The following is a 21,526-nucleotide window of genomic DNA, read 5'->3' on the forward strand; positions in this document are numbered from 1 at the left end:
GATGTCGAAAATCGCGCCGAGACGACTTCGACACCTTGTCGAATATCAGTCGTCGGTCGGTGCCGGAGGCAGTTCGACGTCGCTGACATGCGGCATGCGCGAGGTCGTGATCACGATCACGTCGACGACGAGCGAGGCGATGACGCCCGCGACGAGGCTGAGGAACAGCACGGTCGTGTCGAGCCATGCGGCGTCGCGCAGCAGCACCACGAGCACGATGAAGACGACGAACTTCAGCAGCCACCCGCCGAGCACGATGCCGAAGAACGCGCCGACGAACAGGTCGCTCGAGGCGAACCGGTTGGCGATGAGGATGCTCGCCGCGGTGATGCCCATGAACACGACCGCCATCGCCGTGCCGACGAGCGCACCGGCGAGGCCCTCGCCGCCGGCGAAGACGAACCCGAGCACCGCCGTGACCACGAACAGCGCGGCGGCCACGATGCCGCCGAGGGTGAGGGCGCGCCGCAGCACCGGGTTCGAGGTCGGCGTGCGATCGGCGGAATCAGGTCGTGCGTCGGTCATCAGGCTCCAGTCGTGGGGTCGCCCGATTCTACCGACGGCTCGCTGAGCGGTTGCCGGTCGAGCTCGTCGGCGCGCACGACCTCGTCTGCCACGGGCGTCGCCTCGGCCGCGACGGTGAGGCGCTTGCGGCGCCCGAGCGGCGCGAGCGTCACGATCGCGCAGACGACGAATCCGACGCCGAGCAGGAGGAAGGCCCAGCGCGCGCTGATGCCGAGGTACACCGGGAACACATACGTCATGAGGCATCCGATGGAGGCCACCGCGGTCCACCCGTAGAAGATGAGCACGGCGTTCAGGTGCGAGTGCCCCATGTCGAGCAGGCGGTGGTGCAGGTGCTTGCGGTCGGCCGCGAACGGCGACTTGCCGGCGCGCAGGCGGCGCACCACGGCGAGGCCGAAGTCGAGCAGCGGAATGAGCAGCACGACCACCGGCAGGATGATCGGGATGAACGCCGCGAAGAGCTGGTTGAAGCCCACCCCGGCGGGGTTGAGCTGGCCCGTCACCGCGATGGCCGACGTCGCCATGAGCAGGCCGACGAGCAGCGCCCCCGCGTCGCCCATGAAGAGCTTCGCGGGCCGCCAGTTGAGCGGCAGGAATCCGGCGCAGGCGCCGACGAGGATGATCGCGATCATCGAGGCGAGGTTGAAGTAGTTCGTCGGCGAGGTCTGCTGCACGAGCAGGTAGGTGTAGACGAAGAACACGCCGTTGGAGATGAGCGAGACCCCCGCGACGAGGCCGTCGAGCCCGTCGATGAAGTTGACCGCGTTCATCACGAGCACGATCACGAAGACCGTGAGCGTCGCGAACATCCACGAGGAACCCACGAGGATGCCGCCGATCGGCAGCGACACGATGGAGACGCCCTGCCAGGCGATGAGGCCGGCCGCGATGAACTGGCCCGCGAGCTTCGTGGTCCAGTCGAGGTCCCAGATGTCGTCGGCGACGCCGATGAGCACGATGAGCAGTGCCGCGCCGAGGATCGAGAGCACCTGCGTCGGGTCCTGGAAGATGATCGCGACGTTCGCGAACCGCGTGGGGCCGAGGCTCGAGACGAACCATGCGGCGCCGAACGCCACGAGGATGCCGACGAACATCGCCACGCCGCCGAGCCGGGGGGTCGGCCGGGTGTGCACGTCGCGCTCGCGGATCTTGGGGTACAGCCGGTACTTGAGGCTGAACTTCCAGACGAGATACGAGCCCACGAGGGTCACGAGCGCGGCCACGATGGCGAGCGCGAGGAAGAGGGTCATGAGGCGGCGGCGTCCGTCGCGTCATCGGCGGTCGAAGCGGATGCCTCGGGCTCGGCCGTGCCGGAGGTCGAAGCGGATGCCTCGGGCTCGGCAGCCGGCGTCACGTCGACGGCGACCGGCGCGAGCAGCTCCTCGCCGACGACCTCGGCGATGCGCTCGCGAGAGATGACGCCGGGGCGCACGATGCGGAGCACTCCCCCGTCGGCGGTGAGCGAGGTCGCGTCGACGATGGTCGACGAGGTGTCGCCCGGTCGTTCGCCGATGGCCTCGTAGCCCGTGCCGGCCGGGCCGCCGTCGAGGTAGACGGCGACCGCATCGCCGAGCATCTCGGAAGCCTCGGCCGCGCTGGTGGCCGACGGCATGCCGCTGAGGTTGGCGGAGGAGACGGCGAGCGGGCCGGTCTCGGAGAGCAGCTCGAGCGCGAACCGGTTGTCGGGCATGCGCAGCGCGACGGTGCCGCGGGTCTCGCCGAGGTCCCAGGTGAGCGAGGGCTGCGCATGCAGGATCACCGTGAGCCCGCCGGGCCAGAAGGCGGCCACGAGCTTGCGCACGGGCTCGGGCACCTCGCGGGCGAGCGCGTCGAGCGTGGGGATGCCGGGGATCAGCACGGGCGGAGGCGACGTGCGCTCGCGCCCCTTGGCCTCGAGCAGTCGCGCGACCGCCGCGGCATCGAACGCATCGGCGGCGAGGCCGTACACGGTGTCGGTCGGCAGCACCACGAGCTGGCCGCGGCCGATCGCTCCGCGCGCGAGGCGCATGCCCGTGAGCAGCTGGGATTCGACCGAACAGTCGTAGATGGCAGTCATGACCGCTCGATTCTAGACCAGCGAACCCGGCCGTTCCGGGCCGGTCGAGGCGAGCGGATGCCTCGGGCGGGCGGATTCCTCGGGCGAGACGCCTGCCCGAGGCATCCGCTCGAGGACTCCGCTCGAGGACTCCGCTCGAGGCGGGAACCCGCCGCCTCAGCGGCGACCGGCCTTGCGGCGGAAGAGCCAGGCGCCCCAGACCGCGGCCACGACGATGATCGCGACGCACCACCCGAGGGCCCACCAGGCCTGGTCGCCGAGCGGAGCGTCGGTGAGCAGGGCGCGGATCGTCTCGATGACGGGCGTGATCGGCTGATGCTCGGCGACCGGCTGCAGCCACTCGGGCATCGTGGAGACCGGCACGAACGCACTCGACACGTAGGGCAGGAACAGCAGGATGAAGCCGTAGCCGCTCGCCGCCTCCGGCGTCTTGGCCGCGAGCCCGATCGCCGCGAACAGGTAGGTGATCGCGAGGATGTAGAGCGCGACGATCGCGAAGACGCCGAGCCACTCGAGCGGCGTGGCCGAGGCGCGGAAGCCCACGAGCAGGCCGACCACGATGACCACGGCGGTCGCGACGAGGTTGCGCACGAGGCTCGCGACGACGTGCCCGGTGAGCACGGCGCCGCTGCGGATCGGCATCGTGCGGAACCGGTCGATGACCCCGTTGGTCATGTCGCGCGAGACCGAGACGGCCGTGGAGGCCGAGCCGAACCCCGCGCAGAGCAGGATGATGCCGGGCACGACGTAGTCGACGTAGCCGCCCGACGGGTCGATGGCGTTGCCGAAGATCCACGTGAACATCAGCATGAGCATCACGGGCAGCAGCACCGCCATGAGCATGGTCTCGACGTCGCGCACCGAATGGGTGAAGCTGCGGCCGATGAAGACGCGTTCGGCGGTGAGGGCGCCGAGCCGGGGCCGGAGGGCGGGCGCGGCATCCGCTCGCCCGTGCCGGGCAGTTCCGCCCGCGAGGTCGGTCGCGTGGGTGGTCGTGGTGGTCATCTCGACTCCTGGAGTTCTGGGGCGTCCTGGTGCCCGGTGATCTGGAGGAACACGTCGTCGAGGCTCGGACGACGGATGGCGACGGTCGCACCGTCGGCGGATGCCGCGGAGAGCCGGTCGATCTGCTCGACCGCGCGCCGCAGTCCGTGCACGGTGCCGTCGGTCGGGAGCTCGGCGAGCAGCTCGCCCTCGCCGCCGCGGAGTTCGACGACCTCGCCGCCGACGAGGGACTTGAGCTCGTCGGCGGTGCCCTGCGCGACGATGCGCCCGTGGTCGAGCACCGCGATGCGGTCGGCGAGCAGATCGGCCTCCTCGAGGTACTGCGTGGTGAGGAAGACGGTCGCGCCGCCGTCGGCGAGCGAACGGATGACCCGCCAGAGCTCCTGCCGGCTTCGGGTGTCCAGCCCGGTCGTGGGCTCGTCGAGGAAGACCACCGGCACCTCGACGACGAGGCTCAGCGCGAGGTCGAGGCGACGTCGCATGCCGCCCGAGTACGTGCTCAGGCGCCGCCCCGCGGCATCCGCGAGCCTCGAAGCGCTGCAGGAGCTCGTCGGCCCTGCGCTTGGCCGCGCGCGTCGACAGTCCAGAGAGGCGGCCGAACATGACGAGGTTCTCGAAGCCGGTCAAGACCTCGTCGACCGCCGCGGCCTGGCCGGTGAGGCTGATGCGCCGCTTCACCTCCTCGGGCTTCGCGACGACGTCGAGTCCGGCGACGAGCGCGGTGCCCTCATCGGGCCGCACGAGCGTCGTGAGGATGTTGATCGTCGTGGTCTTGCCCGCGCCGTTCGGCCCGAGCAGGGCGAAGATCGTGCCGGCCTGCACGGCGAGGTCGAGCCCCGCGAGCACGTCGGCGCGACCGAAGCGCTTGCGGAGGCCGCGAGCGTCGATGGCGAGTTGCATGGTTCGCTCCATTCATTCCAGTTCTGCGTATCTTGTAAACTGTGTAGTGCGTCTACGGTTGTTTAAGTAATACACAGTTCTAGACTGAGGTCAACACCGAATGAACGGATGCCGATGAGCGAGCAGAGCCCCGACCCCGAACTGCCGCGCGGCGTCGCGCTCGCCTGGGGCGTCGCCGCCAACCCGCAGCGCGGCCCGAAACGCGAACTGTCGATCGAGCGCATCGTCGACACGGCGATCGAGATCGCCGATGCCGAGGGCCTTGCGGCGGTGTCGATGAGCCGGGTCGCGAGCGCGCTCGGCTTCACGACCATGTCGCTCTACCGCTACGTCACCAGCAAGGACGACCTGATCCTGCTCATGCAGGAGGCCGCGAGCGACATGCCGGTGCCCGACGAGTCGGTCGAACGCGGCTGGCGCGACGGCGTCACGGCATGGGTGCACGGTCTCAGGGCCGGATACGAGGCGCACCCGTGGCTGGTGGACATCCCCGTCTCTGGGGCGCCGATCACGCCGAACGCGCTCATGATCGTCGACTGGTTCCTGCGCGAGGTGCGCGAGCTCCCCCTGAGCGACGGCGAGAAGATGTCGACCCTGCTCATGTTCACGAGCTACGCGCGGGCGACGAGCGCCCAGGACCGCGACATCGCGAGGGCGTCCGCCGCCACCGACCCCGCAGAGGTCACCGGCGAGCGCTACCTCGGCGCGCTCATGGAGTTCGTCACCCCCGAGCGCTTCCCGCACCTCGCGCCGCTCTTCCTCGGGGGCGGCTACGTCGAGGAGAGCAGTGCCGACGCCCCGCCCGGACCGCAGACCGAGGACGACTTCGTCTTCGGTCTGCAGCGCATGCTCGACGGCATCCAGACGTACGTCGCGCAGCACGCCGAGCAGCAGGGCGAGCTCGCTGCGGCCGTCCCGCCTGCGCTGGCGCCCGCGCTCGAACTCCCCCGCGACGCGAAGGTGCGCGAGGCCGCCAAGGCCAGGCGCGAGGCCGAGAAGGCCCTGCGCGAGGCGCAGAAGCGCGAACGCGAGGCGATCAAGCAGGCGCTCGAGCGCGAGAAGCACGCCAAGGAGAAGGAGCGGGCCGCGCACGAGAAGGCCGAGCTCGCGCTCGAGAAGGCACGGCTCGCACGGGAGAAGGCCGCACGCGCGAAGTAGACCGGTCGCTCAGCGCGCGCCGCACGCTCGATGCCGAGCCCGGCGCTCAGCTCAGCGCACCGCGGTCGTCGCCCGATCCCGCATCGTCAGGTCGCGGTGGTGCGCCACGGTGCGCCACCCGTCGGCCGCCAGCAGCTCGGCGACCTGCGCCGACTGGGTCTCGAAATGTTCGATCACGAGCGTGCCGCCCGGTCGCAGCAGCGCGAGCGCCCTCGTCGAGAGCGCCCGGATCACGTCGAGGCCGTCGTCGCCGCCGTAGAGCGCCACGACCGGGTCGTGCAGGTGCACCTCGGGGTCCGCCGGAATGGCCGACGCCGGCACGTACGGCGGATTCGACACGACAACCGAGACCCGCCCGTCGAGCTCGGGCAGCGCATCGGCCAGGTCGCCCTCGACGAGCGTCACCTCTGCGCCGGTCTGCTCGACGTTGCGGCGGGCCCACGCCATCGCCTCGGGCGAGAGCTCGACCCCGTACACCCGCGCATGCGGCACCTCGGTCGCCAGGGCGAGCGCGATCGCGCCGCTGCCCGTGCCGAGGTCGACCGCGATCGGCTCCGCATCGGGCATCGCGCGCAGCGCCTCGATCGCGAGTTCGGCGACCCCCTCGGTCTCGGGCCGCGGCACGAGCACGCCCGGCCCCACGAGCAGCTCGAGGTTGCGGAACGGCGCGCGCCCCGTGATGTGCTGCAGGGGCTCCCGCGCGACCCTTCGGGTGACGAGCGAGGCCAGCTCCGCGGCATCCGCCTCGGTGACCTCGTCGCCCATGACGACCCTGGCCTGCACACCGCCTCGCGAGAGTCCGAGCACGTGTCCGAGGAGCAGGTCGGCGTCGACCTCGGCGTCGGGGACGCCCGCCTGAGCCAGCCGGGAGACCGCCTCACCCCTGACCGCCCTGATCGATCGATCGGCGTCGGCCCGCGGCATCCGTGCATCCATGAAATGGAATGTAATGCACGTGACCGGGAAGACGCCCGGTCATAGGCTGGCCGGGGCACCCCGCCCCTGTACCCGCATCCCGAGAGGAAGCCCCATGGCCCAGATCTTCGACAACATCACCGAGGCCTTCGGTCGCACGCCCCTCGTGCGCCTGAACCGCATCACCGAGGGTGCGGGCGCCACCGTGCTCGCGAAGCTCGAGTTCTACAACCCCTCCGCGAGCGTCAAGGACCGCCTCGGCGTCGGCATCGTCGACGCCGCCGAGGCGTCGGGCGCCCTCCAGCCGGGCGGCACCATCGTCGAGGGCACCAGCGGCAACACCGGCATCGCGCTCGCGCTCATCGGCGCCGCACGCGGCTACAAGGTGATCCTCGCGATGCCCGAGACCATGTCGAAGGAGCGCAAGTCGCTGCTGAAGGCCTACGGCGCCGAGCTCGTGCTCACGCCCGGCTCCGAGGGCATGAAGGGCGCCGTCGCCAAGGCCGCGGAGATCGCGGCCACGACCCCCGGCGCGGTGCTCGCCCGCCAGTTCGAGAACCAGGCCAACGTCGAGATCCACCGCCGCACCACCGCCGAAGAGGTCTGGGCCGACACCGACGGCGGCGTCGACATCTTCATCGCCGGCATCGGCACGGGCGGCACCATCTCGGGCGTCGGCCAGGTGCTCAAGGAGCGCAAGCCCGAGGTGCAGGTCATCGCCGTCGAGCCCGCCGAGTCGCCGATCCTCAACGGCGGGGCCCCCGGCCCCCACAAGATCCAGGGCATCGGGGCGAACTTCGTGCCCGACGTGCTCGACCGCGACGTCTACGACGAGGTCATCGACGTCAACATCGACCAGGCGGTCGCCACGGCACGCCGCCTCGGCACCGAAGAGGGCGTTCTCGGCGGCATCTCGTCGGGCGCCACCGTGTACGCCGCGCTCGAGGTCGCCAAGCGCCCCGAGAACGCCGGCAAGACCATCGTCGTCATCGTCGCCAGCTACGGCGAGCGCTACCTGTCGACGGTGCTGTACGAAGGTCTGCTTGACTGACCGGGTGAGCATCTTCTCCCGCCTGAAGGAAGACCTCGCGACCGCCCGTGCGCACGACCCAGCCGCACGCAGCGATCTCGAGGTCTTCCTCGTGTACTCGGGCCTGCACGCGGTCTGGGCCTCGCGGCTCACGCACCGCCTCTGGGTCGCCGGGCTCCGGTTCCCCGCCCGCGTGATCTCGCAGCTGACGAGGTTCCTGACCGGCATCGAGATCCACCCCGGCGCCACGATCGGCCGGCGCTTCTTCATCGACCACGGCATGGGCGTGGTCATCGGCGAGACCGCCGTCATCGGCGACGACGTCATGCTCTACCACGGCGTCACCCTCGGCGGAAAGGCGCCGCGGCACACGCCGCCGGGCACCAAGCGGCACCCGACCCTCGGCGACGGCGTCACGATCGGTGCGGGCGCCAAGGTGCTCGGCGACATCACGATCGGCGCCGGGAGCGCCGTCGGCGCCAACGCCGTCGTCACGAAGAGCGCGCCGGCGCATTCCCTGCTCGTCGGCGTGCCGGCCACGCCGCGGCCGCTGTCCGACGCGGCGGCCGACGCCTCGCGCGGCATCCACGACTGGCACATCTGAGCAGGCGGCGCGGTCATCGGTCATCGCCGACATGCAAGAAGAGCGGATGCCGCGGCATCCGCTCTTCTCGTGTCCGCGTCGCTTCGGCTTGGCCGCCCGCGCCCCGTCGTCTGCTCAGGCGTCGCCGTGGCCGGCGAGCTGCGCCTCTTCGTCGGCCTGGATCGCGGACTCGATGAGCGGGTCGAGCGCGCCGTTCATGACCTGGTCGAGGTTGTACGCCTTGTAGCCGGTGCGGTGATCGGCGATGCGGTTCTCGGGGAAGTTGTACGTTCGGATGCGCTCGGAGCGGTCCATCGACCGGATCTGCGACTTGCGGGCGTCGGATGCCGCGGCGTCGAGCTCCTCCTGCTGGCGCGCGAGGATGCGGGCGCGGAGCACGCGCATCGCCGCCTCGCGGTTCTGCAGCTGCGACTTCTCGTTCTGCATCGACACCACGATGCCCGTGGGCAGGTGGGTGATGCGCACCGCGGAGTCGGTCGTGTTGACCGACTGGCCGCCGGGCCCCGAGGAGCGGTAGACGTCGATCTTGAGGTCGTTCTGGTTGATGTCGACCTCTTCGGGCTCGTCGACCTCGGGGAAGACGAGCACGCCCGTCGTGGAGGTGTGGATGCGCCCCTGCGTCTCGGTCACCGGCACGCGCTGCACGCGGTGCACGCCGCCCTCGTACTTCAGATGCGCCCAGACGCCCTGCGAGGGGTCGGTCGCATTGGACTTGATCGCCACCTGCACGTCTTTGTAGCCGCCCAGGTCGGACTCGTTCTGGTCGAGGAGCTCGACCTTCCAACCCTTGGACTGCGCGTACTGCATGTACATGCGCAGGAGATCGCCGGCGAAGAGCGCGCTCTCGGCGCCGCCCTCGCCGCCCTTGATCTCCATGATCACGTCGCGGCCGTCGTCGGGGTCGCGCGGGATCAGGAGCCGTCGGAGCTTCTCCTGCGCCTGCGCGAGCCCCTCCTCGAGTGAGGGGACCTCCTCGGCGAACGCCGCGTCCTCCTTCGCCAGCTCACGGGCCGCCGCCAGGTCGTCCTGCGCCTCGTGCCAGGCCGCGTTCGCGGCGACGATGCGGCTGAGCTCGGCGTAGCGCCGGTTCACCTTCTTCGCGCGCGCGGCGTCGGCGTGCAGCGCCGGGTCGGCGAGCGCCTCCTGGAGCTCGCCGTGCTCGACGAGCATGGCCTGGACGGATTCGAACACGCGAACCTCAGCGGTGGTCGTTGTCGTGCGCGTGCGACGAGCCGTGGCCGTTCGCACCCACCGGCATCGACTTCTGCATGAGCATCAGGAACTCGACGTTGGACTGCGTCTCTTTCAAGCGACCCAGCACGGCCTCGAGCGCCGGCTGCTGGTCGAGGCCCGCAAGGGCACGACGCAGCTTCCAGGTGATCTTGACCTCGTCGGGCGAGAGCAGCATCTCTTCGCGACGCGTCGACGACGCGTTGACGTCGACCGCCGGGAAGATGCGCTTGTCGGCGAGCTGGCGGGAGAGGCGCAGCTCGGAGTTGCCGGTGCCCTTGAACTCCTCGAAGATGACCTCGTCCATCTTGGACCCGGTCTCGACGAGCGCGGTCGCGAGGATCGTGAGCGAGCCGCCGTTCTCGATGTTGCGCGCGGCGCCGAAGAAGCGCTTCGGCGGGTAGAGCGCCGAGGCATCGACACCGCCCGAGAGGATGCGACCCGAGGTCGGCGCGGCGAGGTTGTACGCACGGCCGAGGCGGGTGATCGAGTCGAGCAGCACGACGACGTCGTGGCCGAGCTCGACGAGGCGCTTCGCGCGCTCGATGGCGAGCTCGGCGACCGTCGTGTGGTCTTCGGCCGGACGGTCGAAGGTCGAGGCGATGACCTCGCCCTTCACCGTGCGCTGCATGTCGGTGACCTCTTCGGGGCGCTCGTCGACGAGCACGACCATGAGGTGGACCTCGGGGTTGTTGATCGAGATGGCGTTCGCGATCTGCTGCAGCACGATCGTCTTGCCCGCCTTCGGGGGCGCGACGATGAGGCCGCGCTGGCCCTTGCCGATGGGCGCGACGAGGTCGATGATGCGCTGCGTGAGCTTGGTGGGCTCGGTCTCGAGGCGCAGGCGCTCCTGCGGGTAGAGCGGCGTGAGCTTCTGGAACTCGACGCGCGCGCCCGACTCCTCGATGGTCTGGCCGTTGACGGAGTCGACCTTGACGAGGGCGTTGTACTTCTGACGGCTGTTCGACTCGGAGTCGCGCGGCTGCTTGATCGAGCCGACGACCGCGTCGCCCTTGCGCAGGTGGTACTTCTTCACCTGGCCGAGCGAGACGTAGACGTCGCTCGGGCCCGGGAGGTAGCCAGTGGTGCGCACGAAGGCGTAGTTGTCGAGCACGTCGAGGATGCCCGCGATGGGGATGAGCACGTCGTCGTCGAGGATCTCGGGCTCGAGCTCGTCGCCGCCCGTCTGGCCGCGGCGCTTGCGGTCGCGGTAGCGGTTGCGACGCCCGCCCTCGCCGTCGACGAGCTGCTGCTCGGCGCGGTCGCGGTTCTGATCACGGTTCTGGCGGTTGCCCTCGCCCTGCTGCTTGGGCTCGGCGCCATCGGCCTGGCGGTCGCCGCGCTCGGCGTTCTGGCGGTCGCCGTTCTGGCGCTCGCGGCCTTGGCGTGCTGCCTGGTCGTCGCCCTTGCGGGCCTCGCCCTTGGGTGCACGCTCGGCGTTGCCGCCGGCCTGCGCGCCCTGGGCGTCGCCGGACTTCTGGTCGTCGGCCGAGCGCTCTGCGCGCTCGCGCTCGCCGCCACGGCGACCGCGGTTGCGGCTGCGGCCCTGGCGGGGCTGCTCGGCGGACGCGTCGCCGTCGGACTCGCCTTCGGCGGTCTTCGGGGTGCGACCGGCCTCGCCGGTCGCGGCCGCGAGCTCTTCGCGCACGGCGGCACGGGCCGCCTCGCGGGCGTCGTCGGACTCGACGGGCGCCACGGTGGACGCCTCGACCGCGGGGGCCTCGGCCGCGGGCGCCTCGGCCGCGGGCGCCTCGGCCGCGGGCACGAGGTCGATGCCGCTTGCGGCGCCGTTGGCGTGCAGGGTGGCGGTCGTGCTCGCGCTCGTGGCGCGACGCGGCTGGCGACGCTGACGCGCCGGGGCAGCGGGCGCCTCGGCCGCGGGCTCGGCGACGACGGGCTCGGCAGGCTGCTCGGCGACGGGCGCCTCGGCCTCGACGGCGGGCGCCTCAGGAGCGACGACGGATGCCTCGGCCGCGTCGGCCGGGGCGTCGCCGGCGGCGGCCTCGGCGTTCAGGCCCTCCTGGTGGGCCGAGATCAGGTCGACGAGCTCGCCCTTGCGGCGCTTGGAGCCGCCGGGGATGCCGAGCGAGGCGGCGAGCTCCTGGAGCTCGGCGACCTTCAGGGTCGAGAGTCGGGTGCGGTTCGCCACGCCTGCTTCGGCGTGGTCGGTTGCGTTGGTCACTTGGGTATGTTCCTTTCCCCCGGTGGCAAGAGCTGCCGACCCAGGAGAGCTGGTCGTTGACACGTCGCAGGTCATGCGCGGAGCGCAGACGTGCGCGAGAACGAGAGCAAGGGATTGCTGGGAATTGCACGATGCGACGATGGACGCGAACAGTGCGTCACTCGTCGGGTGCCCTTCAATGCTATCACCCGAAGGGCCATGCGCCGATTCGCGACCCGCCCTGTGGAGAATGGGTCGCGCCCGGCATCGGTCAGTCGGCCACGGGGGTGACCGTCGCGCCCAGGAAGTCGACCGCGAGCGGCAACGGCTGCCACGCGGTCTCGGCCGCGCGCTCGACGAGGCGGATGGCCTCGGCCCGCTCGCTCGGGTCGCTCGAGAGCACGAGGATCGACGGGCCCGCGCCCGAGACGACGGCCGGATGCCCCGCCGCGCGCAGTTCGCGGATGAGACGGTCGGTCTCGGGCATGGCCTGCGCGCGGTAGTTCTGGTGCAGCTTGTCTTCGGTGGCCTGCAGCAGCAGCTCGGGGCTCTGGATGAGCGCCGCGACGAGCAGGGCGGAGCGGGAGACGTTGAAGACCGCGTCTTCATGCGGCACCGACTCGGGCTGCAGCGATCTCGCCAGGGCCGTCGACATCTCATGCTCGGGCACGAGCACGAGCGGCGACACACCCCGGTGCACGATGAGCTTCTTGTGCCGGGGGCCCTCGGGCGTGACCCACGCGATCGTCAGCCCGCCGAACAGCGCTGGGGCGACGTTGTCGGGATGCCCCTCGAGCTCGGTGGCGAGCTCGAGCAGCTCGTCGGCGCTGAAGTCGACGATGCCCTCGAGCAGCCCGGCTGCCGCGATGACGCCGGCGACGATCGCGGCGCCGGAGGAACCGAGGCCGCGACCGTGCGGGATGCTGTTGCGGGCGACGAGCCGGATCGAGGGCAGGTCGACGCCCGCGTGCGCGAACGTGTGCGCCATGGCGCGCACGACGAGATGCGATGCGTCGAGCGGCACCTCGCCCTCGCCGACGCCGTGCACCGTGATCTCGTGAGCCGCGGCATCGGTCGCCTCGACCTCGAGGTCGTCGTAGAGCGCGAGCGCGAGGCCGAGCGTGTCGAAGCCGGGGCCGAGGTTCGCACTGGTCGCGGGCACCTTGACGTGCACGCGACGACCGACGACGGTGCGCACGCCCTCGTCGGGCGCGAGAGCGGCGTCGTTCATGAGGTGAGCCCGAGCACCGCGGCGATCTGGGCCGTGTCGACGGGGACGATCGTCGGCTGCACGTCGGAGCCGTCGGCCGTGCGGAGCGCCCACTGGGGGTCCTTCAGGCCGTGGCCGGTGACCGTGAGCACGACGCGGGCGCCCGCCGGGATCGCGCCGGCCTCGGATCGCTCGAGGAGCCCGGCGACCGAGATGGCCGACGCCGGCTCCACGAAGATGCCGACCTCGGCCGACAGGATGCGCTGCGCCTCGAGGATCAAGCCGTCGTCGATCGCGCCGAAGTAGCCGTCGGTCTCGTCGCGCGCCTCGAGCGCCAGCTGCCACGAGGCCGGGTTGCCGATGCGGATGGCGCTCGCGATGGTCTCGGGGTTCTTCACCGGCTCGCCGCGCACGATGGGCGCCGACCCGGAGGCCTGGAACCCGAACATGCGGGGGATGCGCGTGCTGTTGCCCGCCGCGAGGTCTTCGCGGTAGCCGCGCGTGTACGCGGTGTAGTTGCCGGCGTTGCCGACCGGGATGAAGTGGAAGTCGGGTGCGTCGCCGTGCGCCTCGACGATCTCGAACGCCGCGGTCTTCTGCCCCTCGATGCGGTCGTTGTTGACCGAGTTCACGAGGTGCACCGCGTAGTTCTCGGCGAGGTCGCGCGCGATGTCGAGGCAGTCGTCGAAGTTGCCCTGCACCTGGATCAGCTCGCCGTTGTGGGCGATCGCCTGGCTCAGCTTGCCCATGGCGATCTTGCCCTCTGGCACGAGCACGGCGGCCTTGATGCCGGCGTGGGTCGCGTAGGCGGCGGCCGAGGCCGACGTGTTGCCGGTCGACGCGCAGATGACGACCTTCGCGCCGCGCTCGACGGCCTTCGTCACGGCCATGGTCATGCCGCGGTCCTTGAAGGAGCCGGTCGGGTTCATGCCCTCGTACTTCACCCACACGTCGGCGCCCGTCCGGCGCGAGAGCGCCGGTGCGGGCAGGAGCGGCGTGCCACCCTCGCCGAGCGTGACGACCGGCGTGGCGTCGGTGACGTCGAGCCGGTCGGCGTATTCGCGGATGACGCCCCGCCATTGGCGGGACGTGGCCTTGGGGGTGGGCTGGTTCACATTGCTCCTTCGAATCGGAGGACGGACGCGACGGATACGACGACGGGGTTCTCGGCGAGGGAGGCGACGGTCGCGGCGAGCGCGGACTCCGTCGCCTCGTGCGTTCCGATCACCAGCGTAGCCCGCCGGGACTGCTCGCTCACGGTCTGCTGAAGACGCTCGACCGAGACGTCGTGCTCGGCGAACACATGCGCGATGCGCTCGAGCACGCCGGGTTCGTCGGCGACCTCGAGCGTGATCGCGTACCGCGTGGTGATGCGGCCGATCTCGAGCATCGGCAGCTCGGCGTGGGTGGACTCGGCGGTTCCGGGTCCGCCGACGACGTGGCGGCGCGCGATGGCGACGAGGTCGCCGAGCACGGCCGAGGCGGTCTGCACTCCCCCGGCGCCGGCGCCGTAGAACATCAGCGGGCCGGCGGCGGATGCCTCGACGAAGACGGCGTTGTTCGCGCCGCGCACGGCGCCCAGCGGGTGCTCCCGCGGGACGAGCGCCGGGTAGACGCGGGCGGACACGCCCTCTTCCCCGGTCTCGCGGTCGACGAGCCGCTCGCAGATGGCGAGGAGCTTCACGACGAAGCCGGCGCGACGCGCGGACTCGACCTGCTCGGCGGTGACCGAGGTGATGCCCTCGCGGTGCACGGCCTCGACCGGGACGCTCGTGTGGAAGGCGATGCTCGCGAGGATGGCGGCCTTCTGCGCGGCGTCGTAGCCGCCGATGTCGGCCGTCGGGTCGGCCTCGGCGTAGCCGAGCTCGGTCGCGGTGGCGAGGGCGTCCTCGAGCGAGGCCCCTGTGGTGTCCATGCGGTCGAGGATGAAGTTCGTCGTGCCGTTCACGATGCCGAGGATGCGCTCGATGCGGTCGCCCGCGAGGCTCTCGCGCAAGGGCCGGATGATCGGGATGGCGCCGGCGACCGCGGCCTCGTAGGAGAGTTGAGCGCCCACCTGCTCGGCGGCGGCGTAGAGCTCGGGCCCGTGCGTGGCGAGCAGCGCCTTGTTGCCGGTGACGACGTCGGCGCCGGCGGCGATGGCCTTCAGCACGAGCGTGCGCGCGGGTTCGAGGCCGCCCATGAGCTCGATCACGATGTCGGAGCCGATGATGAGCTCGTCGGCGTCGGTCGTCAGCAGTTCGCGCGGCAGGTCGACGTCGCGCTTCGCGTCGAGGTCGCGGACGGCGATGCCCACGAGTTCGATGCGGGCGCCGATGCGCTGGGCGAGCTCGTCGCCGTGCTCGAGCAGGAGCCGGGCGACCTGGGAGCCGACGGACCCGGCCCCGAGCAGGCCGACCCGGATGGAGCGGTACTCGATCATTCGGTGGTTCCTCCGGAGGGGTTGGTTGCGGCGCGCGGCCGGACGCCGGCGTCGCGGGCGAGCAGGTCGTCGATGGTCTCGCCGTGCACGATGACCCGGGCGGCGCCGTCGCGGACCGCGACGACGGCCGGGCGGGGCACGTGGTTGTAGTTGCTCGCGAGCGACCAGCAGTACGCGCCGGTGGCCGCGACGGCGACGAGGTCGCCCGGGGCGACGTCGTGCGGCAGGTAGTCGGCGTCGACGACGATGTCGCCGGACTCGCAGTGTTTGCCGGCGACCCGCACGAGCGCCGCGGGCTCGTCGGAGACGCGGCCCGCGAGTCGCACGGTGTAGTCGGCGCCGTACAGCGCCGTTCGCGCGTTGTCGCTCATGCCGCCGTCGACGGAGACGTAATGCCGCCAGCCCCACTCGGTCGGCACGGGCTTGACGGTGCCGACGGTGTAGAGGGTCACCCCCGCCGGGCCGACGATCGAGCGGCCGGGTTCGAACGCGAGCTTGGGCACCGGCACGCCGTGATCGCGGCAGGCGCGCGCGACGGCGTCGGCGATGCCCAGCGAGATCTGCTCGATGGGAGCCGGCTCGTCGACCGAGGTGTAGGCGATGCCGAACCCGCCGCCGAGGTTGAGTTCGGGCACGGGCGCCGTGCGCGCGAGTTCGGCGTGGGCGGCCAGCAGGCGCTCGGCCGATTCGGCGAACCCGGCGGAGTCGAAGATCTGCGAGCCGATGTGGCAGTGCAGCCCGAGGAACTCGAGCGAGGCGTGCGAGCGGATGCGCGTGCCGAGTTCGACGGCACGGTCGAGCGAGACGCCGAACTTCTGGTCTTCGTGGGCGGTGGCGAGGAACTCGTGCGTCGAGGCGTGCACGCCGCTGTTGACCCTGAGGCGCACGCGCTGCACGCGGCCCGCCCGGGCCGCGGCCTGCGCGACGCGCTCGATCTCGATCTCGGAGTCGATGATGATCGCCCCGACGCCGGCCTGCACGGCCCGCTCGATCTCGTCGACCGACTTGTTGTTGCCGTGGAACCCGAGCCGTGCGGGATCGGCTCCGGCGGCGAGCGCGATCGCGAGTTCGCCGCCGCTGCAGACGTCGACCGCGAGCCCCTCCGCGGTGACCCAGCGCACGATCTCGGTGGAGAGGAAGGCCTTGCCGGCGTAGTACACGGTGACCGAGGTTCCCGCGGATGCCGCGGCCGCCTCGAATGCGGCCAGGAATCGTCGGGCGCGGGCACGGACGTCGGCCTCGTCGACCACGTAGAGCGGGGTGCCGAACCGCTCGGCGAGTGCCGTGAGGGCGAGTCCGCCGATCTCGATGGCCCCGACCTCGTCGCGGCGGGCGCCAGCGGGCCAGACCTGCTCGGCGAGGGCGTTGGCGTCGGCGGGCGCGTGCAGCCACGAGGGGACGGCGGTGGTCGTTGCCACGGGGAACCTCTGGGGACGGGGCGGATCTCGAGCTTCGCTCACGGCGAGCGAATCCGGATGCGATTCGGTGGAGCCTGCAGCGCGCAGCCCTTGTGGGGCGGCCTGCCCGCGAGTCTACCGAGCGGGATCGCGGTGGCCGAATCGATGACGTCGCACGCGACGACGGGTCGCTACTGCGCGTCGCAGGTGCCGAGCGTGCGCAGCGACGCCTCGTCGAACGGCACGTCGGTCGCCACGAACGCGACCTGCGCGTGACCCGACGTGACGGCGATGTCGTCGACCAGCAGCCCTTGCGGCAGGTACTTCGCCACGCAGACCTCGACCTGCGCGTCGCCGAGCACCTGCTGCGCGAGCCCGCCGAGGTCGAGGTCGTTGCCGCCCGCCGAGAGCTCGACGCCGACCGGCGTCAGCAGCACGCTCGTGCCGGCGGCCTCGGCCGATGCCGTGATGGATGCGCTCAGTTGGAGGCCGAGCAACTCGAACGGCATGCGGTAGCCGAGCGTGCCGTCGCCGAGCGTGATCGCACCGTCCACGCCGGGCACGTCGACGAGCGCGTTGAGGGATGCCTCGTCGATGTCGACCGTGCCGGTGACGCGGTCGATCGTGCCGCCCTGCTGCACGGGAACGCCCTGGGCGAGCAGGTGCACGTCGAGGGGGTTGCCGTCGACCTCGAGCGCCGGCGCGTCGAGGGAGACCTCCTTCAGCGAACCGGTGACGAGCTGCGCGAGCACCGAGAACCCGCCGATGTGCACGGTGACCTCGCCGTCGACGCGGTCGGGCAGGTTCTGCTCGGTCTGCTCGACGATGTGCTGCTCGAGCAGCGACCTCGTGACGAGGTCGGCGACGACGAGCACGGCGGCCAGCGCGACCGCGCAGGTGAGCACGATGATCCACGGCGCCGCGCGGCGCCGCTTGCGGGGCTCCTCGCCCACGACGGGCGCGACCGGTTCGCCGGGGAGCGGCTCGATCACCTCGGTGCCACGGACGTCGTCGAGCACGGCCGTCTGCGCGAGCTCCTCGTCGGGCACCCGGTCGGTCGGCTCGGTCGCCTCGGACGGGGTCGACGGCTCGGGCGGAGTCTGCTCTGCGGCATCCGTGCGCTCATCGCGGTTCTCGTCGGGCGGTGTGCTCACTGATGCCTCCGTGCTGTCGTGGTCGCGGTGCTCGCCCTGCCGGTGGCCGCGGCTCGGGTCACATGCGCTCGGGCGCCGAGACGCCGAGCAGGTCGAGGCCGTTGCGCAGCACCTGACCGGTGGCGTCGTTCAGGTGCAGGCGCGTGCGGTGCAGGTCGCCGACGGGCTCCTCGCCGAGCGGCAGCACCCGGCAGTTGTCGTACCAGCGGTGGTAGAGGCCCGCGAGCTCTTCGATGTAGCGCGCGACGCGGTGCGGCTCGCGCAGCTCGGCGGACTGGGCCACGATGCGCGGGAACTCCTGCAGCGCGCCGAGCAGCGCCGACTCGGTCTCGTGCACCAGCAGCTCGGGTGCGAAGCCCGAGCGGTCGACGCCGACGGATGCCGCGTTGCGGTCGACGGCGCAGGTGCGGGCATGCGCGTACTGCACGTAGAAGACGGGGTTGTCGTTCGTGCGACGCGTGAGGATCTCTGGGTCGATCGTGAGCGGCGAGTCGGCCGGGTAGCGCGCCAGCGTGTACCGCAGCGCGTCGGTGCCGAGCCAGGCCTGCAGGTCGTCGAGCTCGATGATGTTGCCGGCGCGCTTGGAGAGCTTCGCGCCGTTGATCGACACGAGCTGGCCGATGAGCACCTCGATGTCGCGCTCGGGGTCGTCGCCCGCCGCACCCGCGAGCGCCCTGAGGCGGTGCACGTAGCCGTGGTGGTCGGCGCCGAGCAGGTAGATCTTGTGGCCGAAGCCGCGATCGCCCTTGTCGAGGTAGTAGGCGGCGTCGGCCGCGAAGTACGTGTAGACGCCGTTGCCGCGACGGATGACCCGGTCCTTGTCGTCGCCGAAGTCGGTCGTGCGCACCCACACCGCGTCGTCTTCGTCGTAGACGTGCCCCTGCGCGCGCAGGCGCTCGACGGCCGTGTCGACGTCGGAGAGCCCGTCGTCGTTCTTCGCGTGCAGGCGGCGCTCGCTGGTCCAGACGTCGAAGTGCACGTTGAAGCGCTCGAGCGAGTCGCGGATCTCGCCGAGCTGCAGCTCGTAGGCGATCTCCTTCGCGGTGTGCAGCGCGATGTCGTCGGCGAGCGCGAGCAGGTTGGGCTCGCGCTCGAGCACGCGCGTCGCGAGGTCGGCGATGTAGCTGCCGGGGTAGCCGCCCTCTGGCGTGGGCTCTCCCTTGGCCGCGGCGAGCACCGAGAGGCCGAAGTTGTCCATCTGGTTGCCGGCGTCGTTGATGTAGTACTCGTTCGCGACGTCGGCGCCCGCGGCGCGGAGCACCCTCGAGATGGCGTCGCCGAGCGCCGCCCACCGCGTGTGCCCGATGTGCAGCGGGCCGGTGGGGTTGGCCGACACGAACTCGAGGTTGATGTGCTCGCCGGCGAGCTTGTCGCTGCGACCGTACGCCGCGCCGGCGTCGACGATGGCCTTCGCGAGCGCGCCCGCCGCGGCGGCGTCGAGCCGCACGTTGATGAAGCCGGGGCCGGCGACCTCGGCGCTCGTGACGCCGGCGACCGCGGCAAGGCCCTCGGCGAGCTCGGTCGCGATGGCGCGGGGGTTCGAGCCGAGCGGCTTGGCCAGGCGCATCGCGATGTTCGAGGCCCAGTCGCCGTGGTCGCGGTTCTTCGGCCGCTCGAGCACGATCTGCTCGGGGGCGAGTTCGAGCGAGACCTCGTCGCCGGCGCGTCGACGTCGCTCGACCATGGCGGTCACGAGGTCGAACAGAGCGCGGGAGAGATCGTCGGGAGTCACCCACAGATCCTATCGTTCGACGTTGATAGGGTCTGTCCATGTCCCGCCCCGTGATGCCCGGCACCGGCCGCCCGTTCCGCCCCGTCCTCGCCTCCGTGCTCCTCGTCGCGGCATCCGCCGTCCTGCTGAGCGCATGCAGCGCGGGCGACCCGCAGGCGACCTCGACCACGCCTGCGTCGGGCACCCCCGGCGCGACGGCGCCCGGCGCGACCGATGGCGCATCGGGGGGCGGTTCCGAGGGCGAGGAGCCCGAGCCGAGCGAGTCCGCCGAACCGCCGATCCCGTTCGAGATCGCATGCGACGCCCTCCTCACAGCCGACCAGGCCTACGCCTTCAACCCGAACTTCGGCGCGGACCCCGCGTACGAACCCGCCGCGCGCACCGTCGTCGCCCTCGTCGACGAGCACGAGGGCACGTCGTGCGGCTACCTCAACCAGACGAGCGGCGAGGTCATCGAGATCGGCGTCGCGACGCCGACCGAGGCGGCCGGCACGACCCTCGCCAACGAGGCGGCGTCCACGAGCACCGCGGTGCCGACGTACGGCACGCCGCCGGAGGTCAGCGGCTACTTCACGCGCTCCGGCGAGCACGGCCAGGTGCAGGTCTTCTCCGGCCCCTACTGGGTCGTCATCGATTCCACCGTGATCTTCGAGCCGGGCGACGCGCAGACCCTCGTCGCCGACGTGCTCGCCAACCTGCCCGCGAGCTGACGAGGAGATCACCATGGCGGCGACCAACACCCCGGGCACACCGTCGTGGCTCGGCGCGGTCAACGATCGCGCCGGGCTCGCCGTGCTGCTCGATCACGGACCGCTGACGCGGAACCGCATCTGCGAGCTCGTCGGCGTGTCCAAGCCAACCGCGTCGCAGATGATGAGCCGCCTGCTCCAGGCCGGGTTCATCGAGGAGCAGGGCCTGCTGGCCGGGGCGGCCGGGCGGGCGGCGGTCGTGTACGCGGCCCGGGTCGACCGCCGCGTGGGCGTCGCACTCGACCTCGACGCGTTCGAGCTCAGGGCCACGGTCGTCGACGCCGCGAGCACCGATCGGCCGGTCGTGCGCCTCACGCTGCCGCGCGACCCCACCGCCCGCTCGGCCGTCGAAGAGGTGCGTCGCGCCATCGACGAGGCGAGCGCGGCCGCCGGCACCGAGGCCGACGCGGTGCGCACGGTGTGCCTCGGCATCCCGGGCTACGTCGACCCGGGTGCGAGCGGCGAGCTCTTCAGCGAGACGCTGCCCGGCTGGCCGGTGCGGCACCTGCGCACGATCCTCGAGGACGACCTCGGCCGCACGGTGCTCATCGAGAACGACGTGAACCTCGCCGCGCTCGCCGAGCGCGAGGGCGGCGCCGCCGTGGGGCGCGACGTGTTCGCCCTGCTCTGGCTCGGCAACGGCGTCGGCGCCTCGTTCGACGTCGCAGGCGACCTGCACCGCGGCTCGTTCGGCGGCGCGGGCGAGATCGGCTTCCTGCCGGTCTCGAGCGAGGCGAACGCGATCGATCCGGCGGCGCGCACCGTACAAGACCTGGTGGGCGGCCGCGCGGTCGCGCTCCTCGCCCGACGGCACGGCATCGACGCCGACGGATTCCACACCGCGCGCGCCGCGCTGGCCGGGCCGGCGGCAGAGGGCGCCCGACGACGCGTGTTCGAGGACCTCGCCGAGCGCGTCGCGCATATCGCCCTGCCCGTGATCGCGACGCTCGACCCGGGCCTCGTGGTGCTCGCGGGGCCCACCGCCGACCTCGGCGGACCGGAGTTCGCGCAGGCGGTCGGCTCCGGCATCCGTCGCATCAGCCGCTGGTATCCCGAGGTGCTGGCCACCTCGGTGCACGGCGACGCCGTGCTCCGCGGGGCGAGGAGCCTGCTCGCCAATCGGGTGCGCGAGGAACTGCTCGATTCGGTCGCCGCCGTCGGGCGGGCCTGACGGGCGGTGCCCGCCTCCCGGGGTCTGGTTCCGGCCCGCCGGGGCCGGGGTTCCGGCCTCCCGGGGTCGGAACGACACCGCGATCGGTGCTATCGTTGCTGGCTGTG

The 21,526-nt window shown here is 71.6% G+C and carries 18 protein-coding genes and 1 pseudogene; 5 read left to right on the forward strand and 14 right to left on the reverse strand.

The window, feature by feature from the left end; genetic code table 11:
* Positions 1-45 precede the first annotated feature (45 nt).
* From AC3IPY_RS12985 to AC3IPY_RS13005, 5 genes and pseudogenes are all read right to left on the reverse strand, one after another.
* Complete coding sequence (locus AC3IPY_RS12985) at positions 46-525, reverse strand: Cg1360 family ATP-synthase-associated protein (RefSeq protein WP_489184691.1); 480 nt, start codon at positions 523-525, stop codon at positions 46-48.
* A complete protein-coding gene (locus AC3IPY_RS12990; RefSeq protein WP_489184692.1) occupies positions 525-1,775 on the reverse strand; it encodes an MraY family glycosyltransferase in 1,251 nt (416 codons plus the stop codon). The genes AC3IPY_RS12985 and AC3IPY_RS12990 overlap by 1 nt, the downstream gene beginning before the upstream one ends.
* Positions 1,772-2,581, reverse strand: a complete 810-nt coding sequence (locus tag AC3IPY_RS12995) for an L-threonylcarbamoyladenylate synthase (RefSeq protein ID WP_489184693.1) — start codon at positions 2,579-2,581, stop codon at positions 1,772-1,774. Before AC3IPY_RS12995 ends, AC3IPY_RS12990 begins: the two co-directional genes overlap by 4 nt.
* Before the next feature lie 156 nt (positions 2,582-2,737).
* A complete protein-coding gene (locus AC3IPY_RS13000; RefSeq protein WP_489184694.1) occupies positions 2,738-3,586 on the reverse strand; it encodes an ABC transporter permease in 849 nt (282 codons plus the stop codon).
* Positions 3,583-4,486: pseudogene (locus AC3IPY_RS13005) on the reverse strand (ATP-binding cassette domain-containing protein). The gene AC3IPY_RS13000 and the pseudogene AC3IPY_RS13005 overlap by 4 nt, the downstream one beginning before the upstream one ends.
* A 114-nt stretch (positions 4,487-4,600) precedes the next feature.
* On the opposite strand from AC3IPY_RS13005, the gene AC3IPY_RS13010 reads away from it, so the two are divergent.
* Positions 4,601-5,644, forward strand: coding sequence for a TetR/AcrR family transcriptional regulator (locus AC3IPY_RS13010; RefSeq protein WP_489184695.1), 1,044 nt, complete (start codon positions 4,601-4,603; stop codon positions 5,642-5,644).
* A gap of 51 nt (positions 5,645-5,695) precedes the next feature.
* On the opposite strand, the gene prmC is transcribed toward AC3IPY_RS13010, so the two are convergent.
* On the reverse strand, positions 5,696-6,580 hold the full coding sequence (gene prmC, locus AC3IPY_RS13015; protein ID WP_489184696.1) for a peptide chain release factor N(5)-glutamine methyltransferase: 885 nt from the start codon (positions 6,578-6,580) through the stop codon (positions 5,696-5,698).
* A gap of 94 nt (positions 6,581-6,674) precedes the next feature.
* On the opposite strand from prmC, the gene cysK reads away from it, so the two are divergent.
* Entirely contained in the window at positions 6,675-7,610 is a 936-nt protein-coding gene (cysK, locus tag AC3IPY_RS13020) for a cysteine synthase A (protein WP_489184697.1), read from the forward strand.
* A gap of 4 nt (positions 7,611-7,614) precedes the next feature.
* The gene (gene epsC, locus AC3IPY_RS13025) at positions 7,615-8,193 is read left to right on the forward strand and encodes a serine O-acetyltransferase EpsC (RefSeq protein WP_489184698.1); all 579 of its coding nucleotides are present in this window, start codon (positions 7,615-7,617) and stop codon (positions 8,191-8,193) included.
* A 114-nt stretch (positions 8,194-8,307) separates the two neighbouring features.
* Here the strand turns inward: epsC and prfA are convergent, their stop codons facing one another.
* The 8 genes from prfA to argS all read right to left on the reverse strand — a co-directional run bounded on the left by prfA (position 8,308) and on the right by argS (position 19,499).
* Positions 8,308-9,384: a peptide chain release factor 1 gene (gene prfA / locus AC3IPY_RS13030; RefSeq protein ID WP_489184699.1), complete on the reverse strand. Its 1,077-nt coding sequence runs from the start codon at positions 9,382-9,384 to the stop codon at positions 8,308-8,310.
* A 7-nt stretch (positions 9,385-9,391) separates the two neighbouring features.
* Positions 9,392-11,605, reverse strand: a complete 2,214-nt coding sequence (gene rho / locus AC3IPY_RS13035) for a transcription termination factor Rho (protein ID WP_489184700.1) — start codon at positions 11,603-11,605, stop codon at positions 9,392-9,394.
* Positions 11,606-11,855: 250 nt separating this feature from the next.
* Entirely contained in the window at positions 11,856-12,815 is a 960-nt protein-coding gene (gene thrB, locus AC3IPY_RS13040; protein ID WP_489184701.1) for a homoserine kinase, read from the reverse strand.
* Entirely contained in the window at positions 12,812-13,909 is a 1,098-nt protein-coding gene (gene thrC / locus AC3IPY_RS13045; protein ID WP_489184702.1) for a threonine synthase, read from the reverse strand. Before thrC ends, thrB begins: the two co-directional genes overlap by 4 nt.
* On the reverse strand, positions 13,906-15,216 hold the full coding sequence (locus tag AC3IPY_RS13050) for a homoserine dehydrogenase (RefSeq protein WP_489184703.1): 1,311 nt from the start codon (positions 15,214-15,216) through the stop codon (positions 13,906-13,908). The genes thrC and AC3IPY_RS13050 overlap by 4 nt, the downstream gene beginning before the upstream one ends.
* Complete coding sequence (lysA, locus tag AC3IPY_RS13055; RefSeq protein ID WP_489184704.1) at positions 15,213-16,634, reverse strand: diaminopimelate decarboxylase; 1,422 nt, start codon at positions 16,632-16,634, stop codon at positions 15,213-15,215. The genes AC3IPY_RS13050 and lysA overlap by 4 nt, the downstream gene beginning before the upstream one ends.
* Positions 16,635-16,804: 170 nt before the next feature.
* The gene (locus AC3IPY_RS13060; protein ID WP_489184705.1) at positions 16,805-17,767 is read right to left on the reverse strand and encodes an LmeA family phospholipid-binding protein; all 963 of its coding nucleotides are present in this window, start codon (positions 17,765-17,767) and stop codon (positions 16,805-16,807) included.
* A gap of 58 nt (positions 17,768-17,825) precedes the next feature.
* A complete protein-coding gene (argS, locus tag AC3IPY_RS13065; RefSeq protein WP_489184706.1) occupies positions 17,826-19,499 on the reverse strand; it encodes an arginine--tRNA ligase in 1,674 nt (557 codons plus the stop codon).
* A gap of 38 nt (positions 19,500-19,537) precedes the next feature.
* On the opposite strand from argS, the gene AC3IPY_RS13070 reads away from it, so the two are divergent.
* On the forward strand, positions 19,538-20,209 hold the full coding sequence (locus AC3IPY_RS13070; protein WP_489184707.1) for an iron ABC transporter ATP-binding protein: 672 nt from the start codon (positions 19,538-19,540) through the stop codon (positions 20,207-20,209).
* Positions 20,210-20,222: 13 nt separating this feature from the next.
* The gene (locus tag AC3IPY_RS13075; protein WP_489184708.1) at positions 20,223-21,419 is read left to right on the forward strand and encodes an ROK family protein; all 1,197 of its coding nucleotides are present in this window, start codon (positions 20,223-20,225) and stop codon (positions 21,417-21,419) included.
* Positions 21,420-21,526: the final 107 nt, after the last annotated feature.

The organism is Agromyces sp. GL_144, from assembly GCF_057834305.1.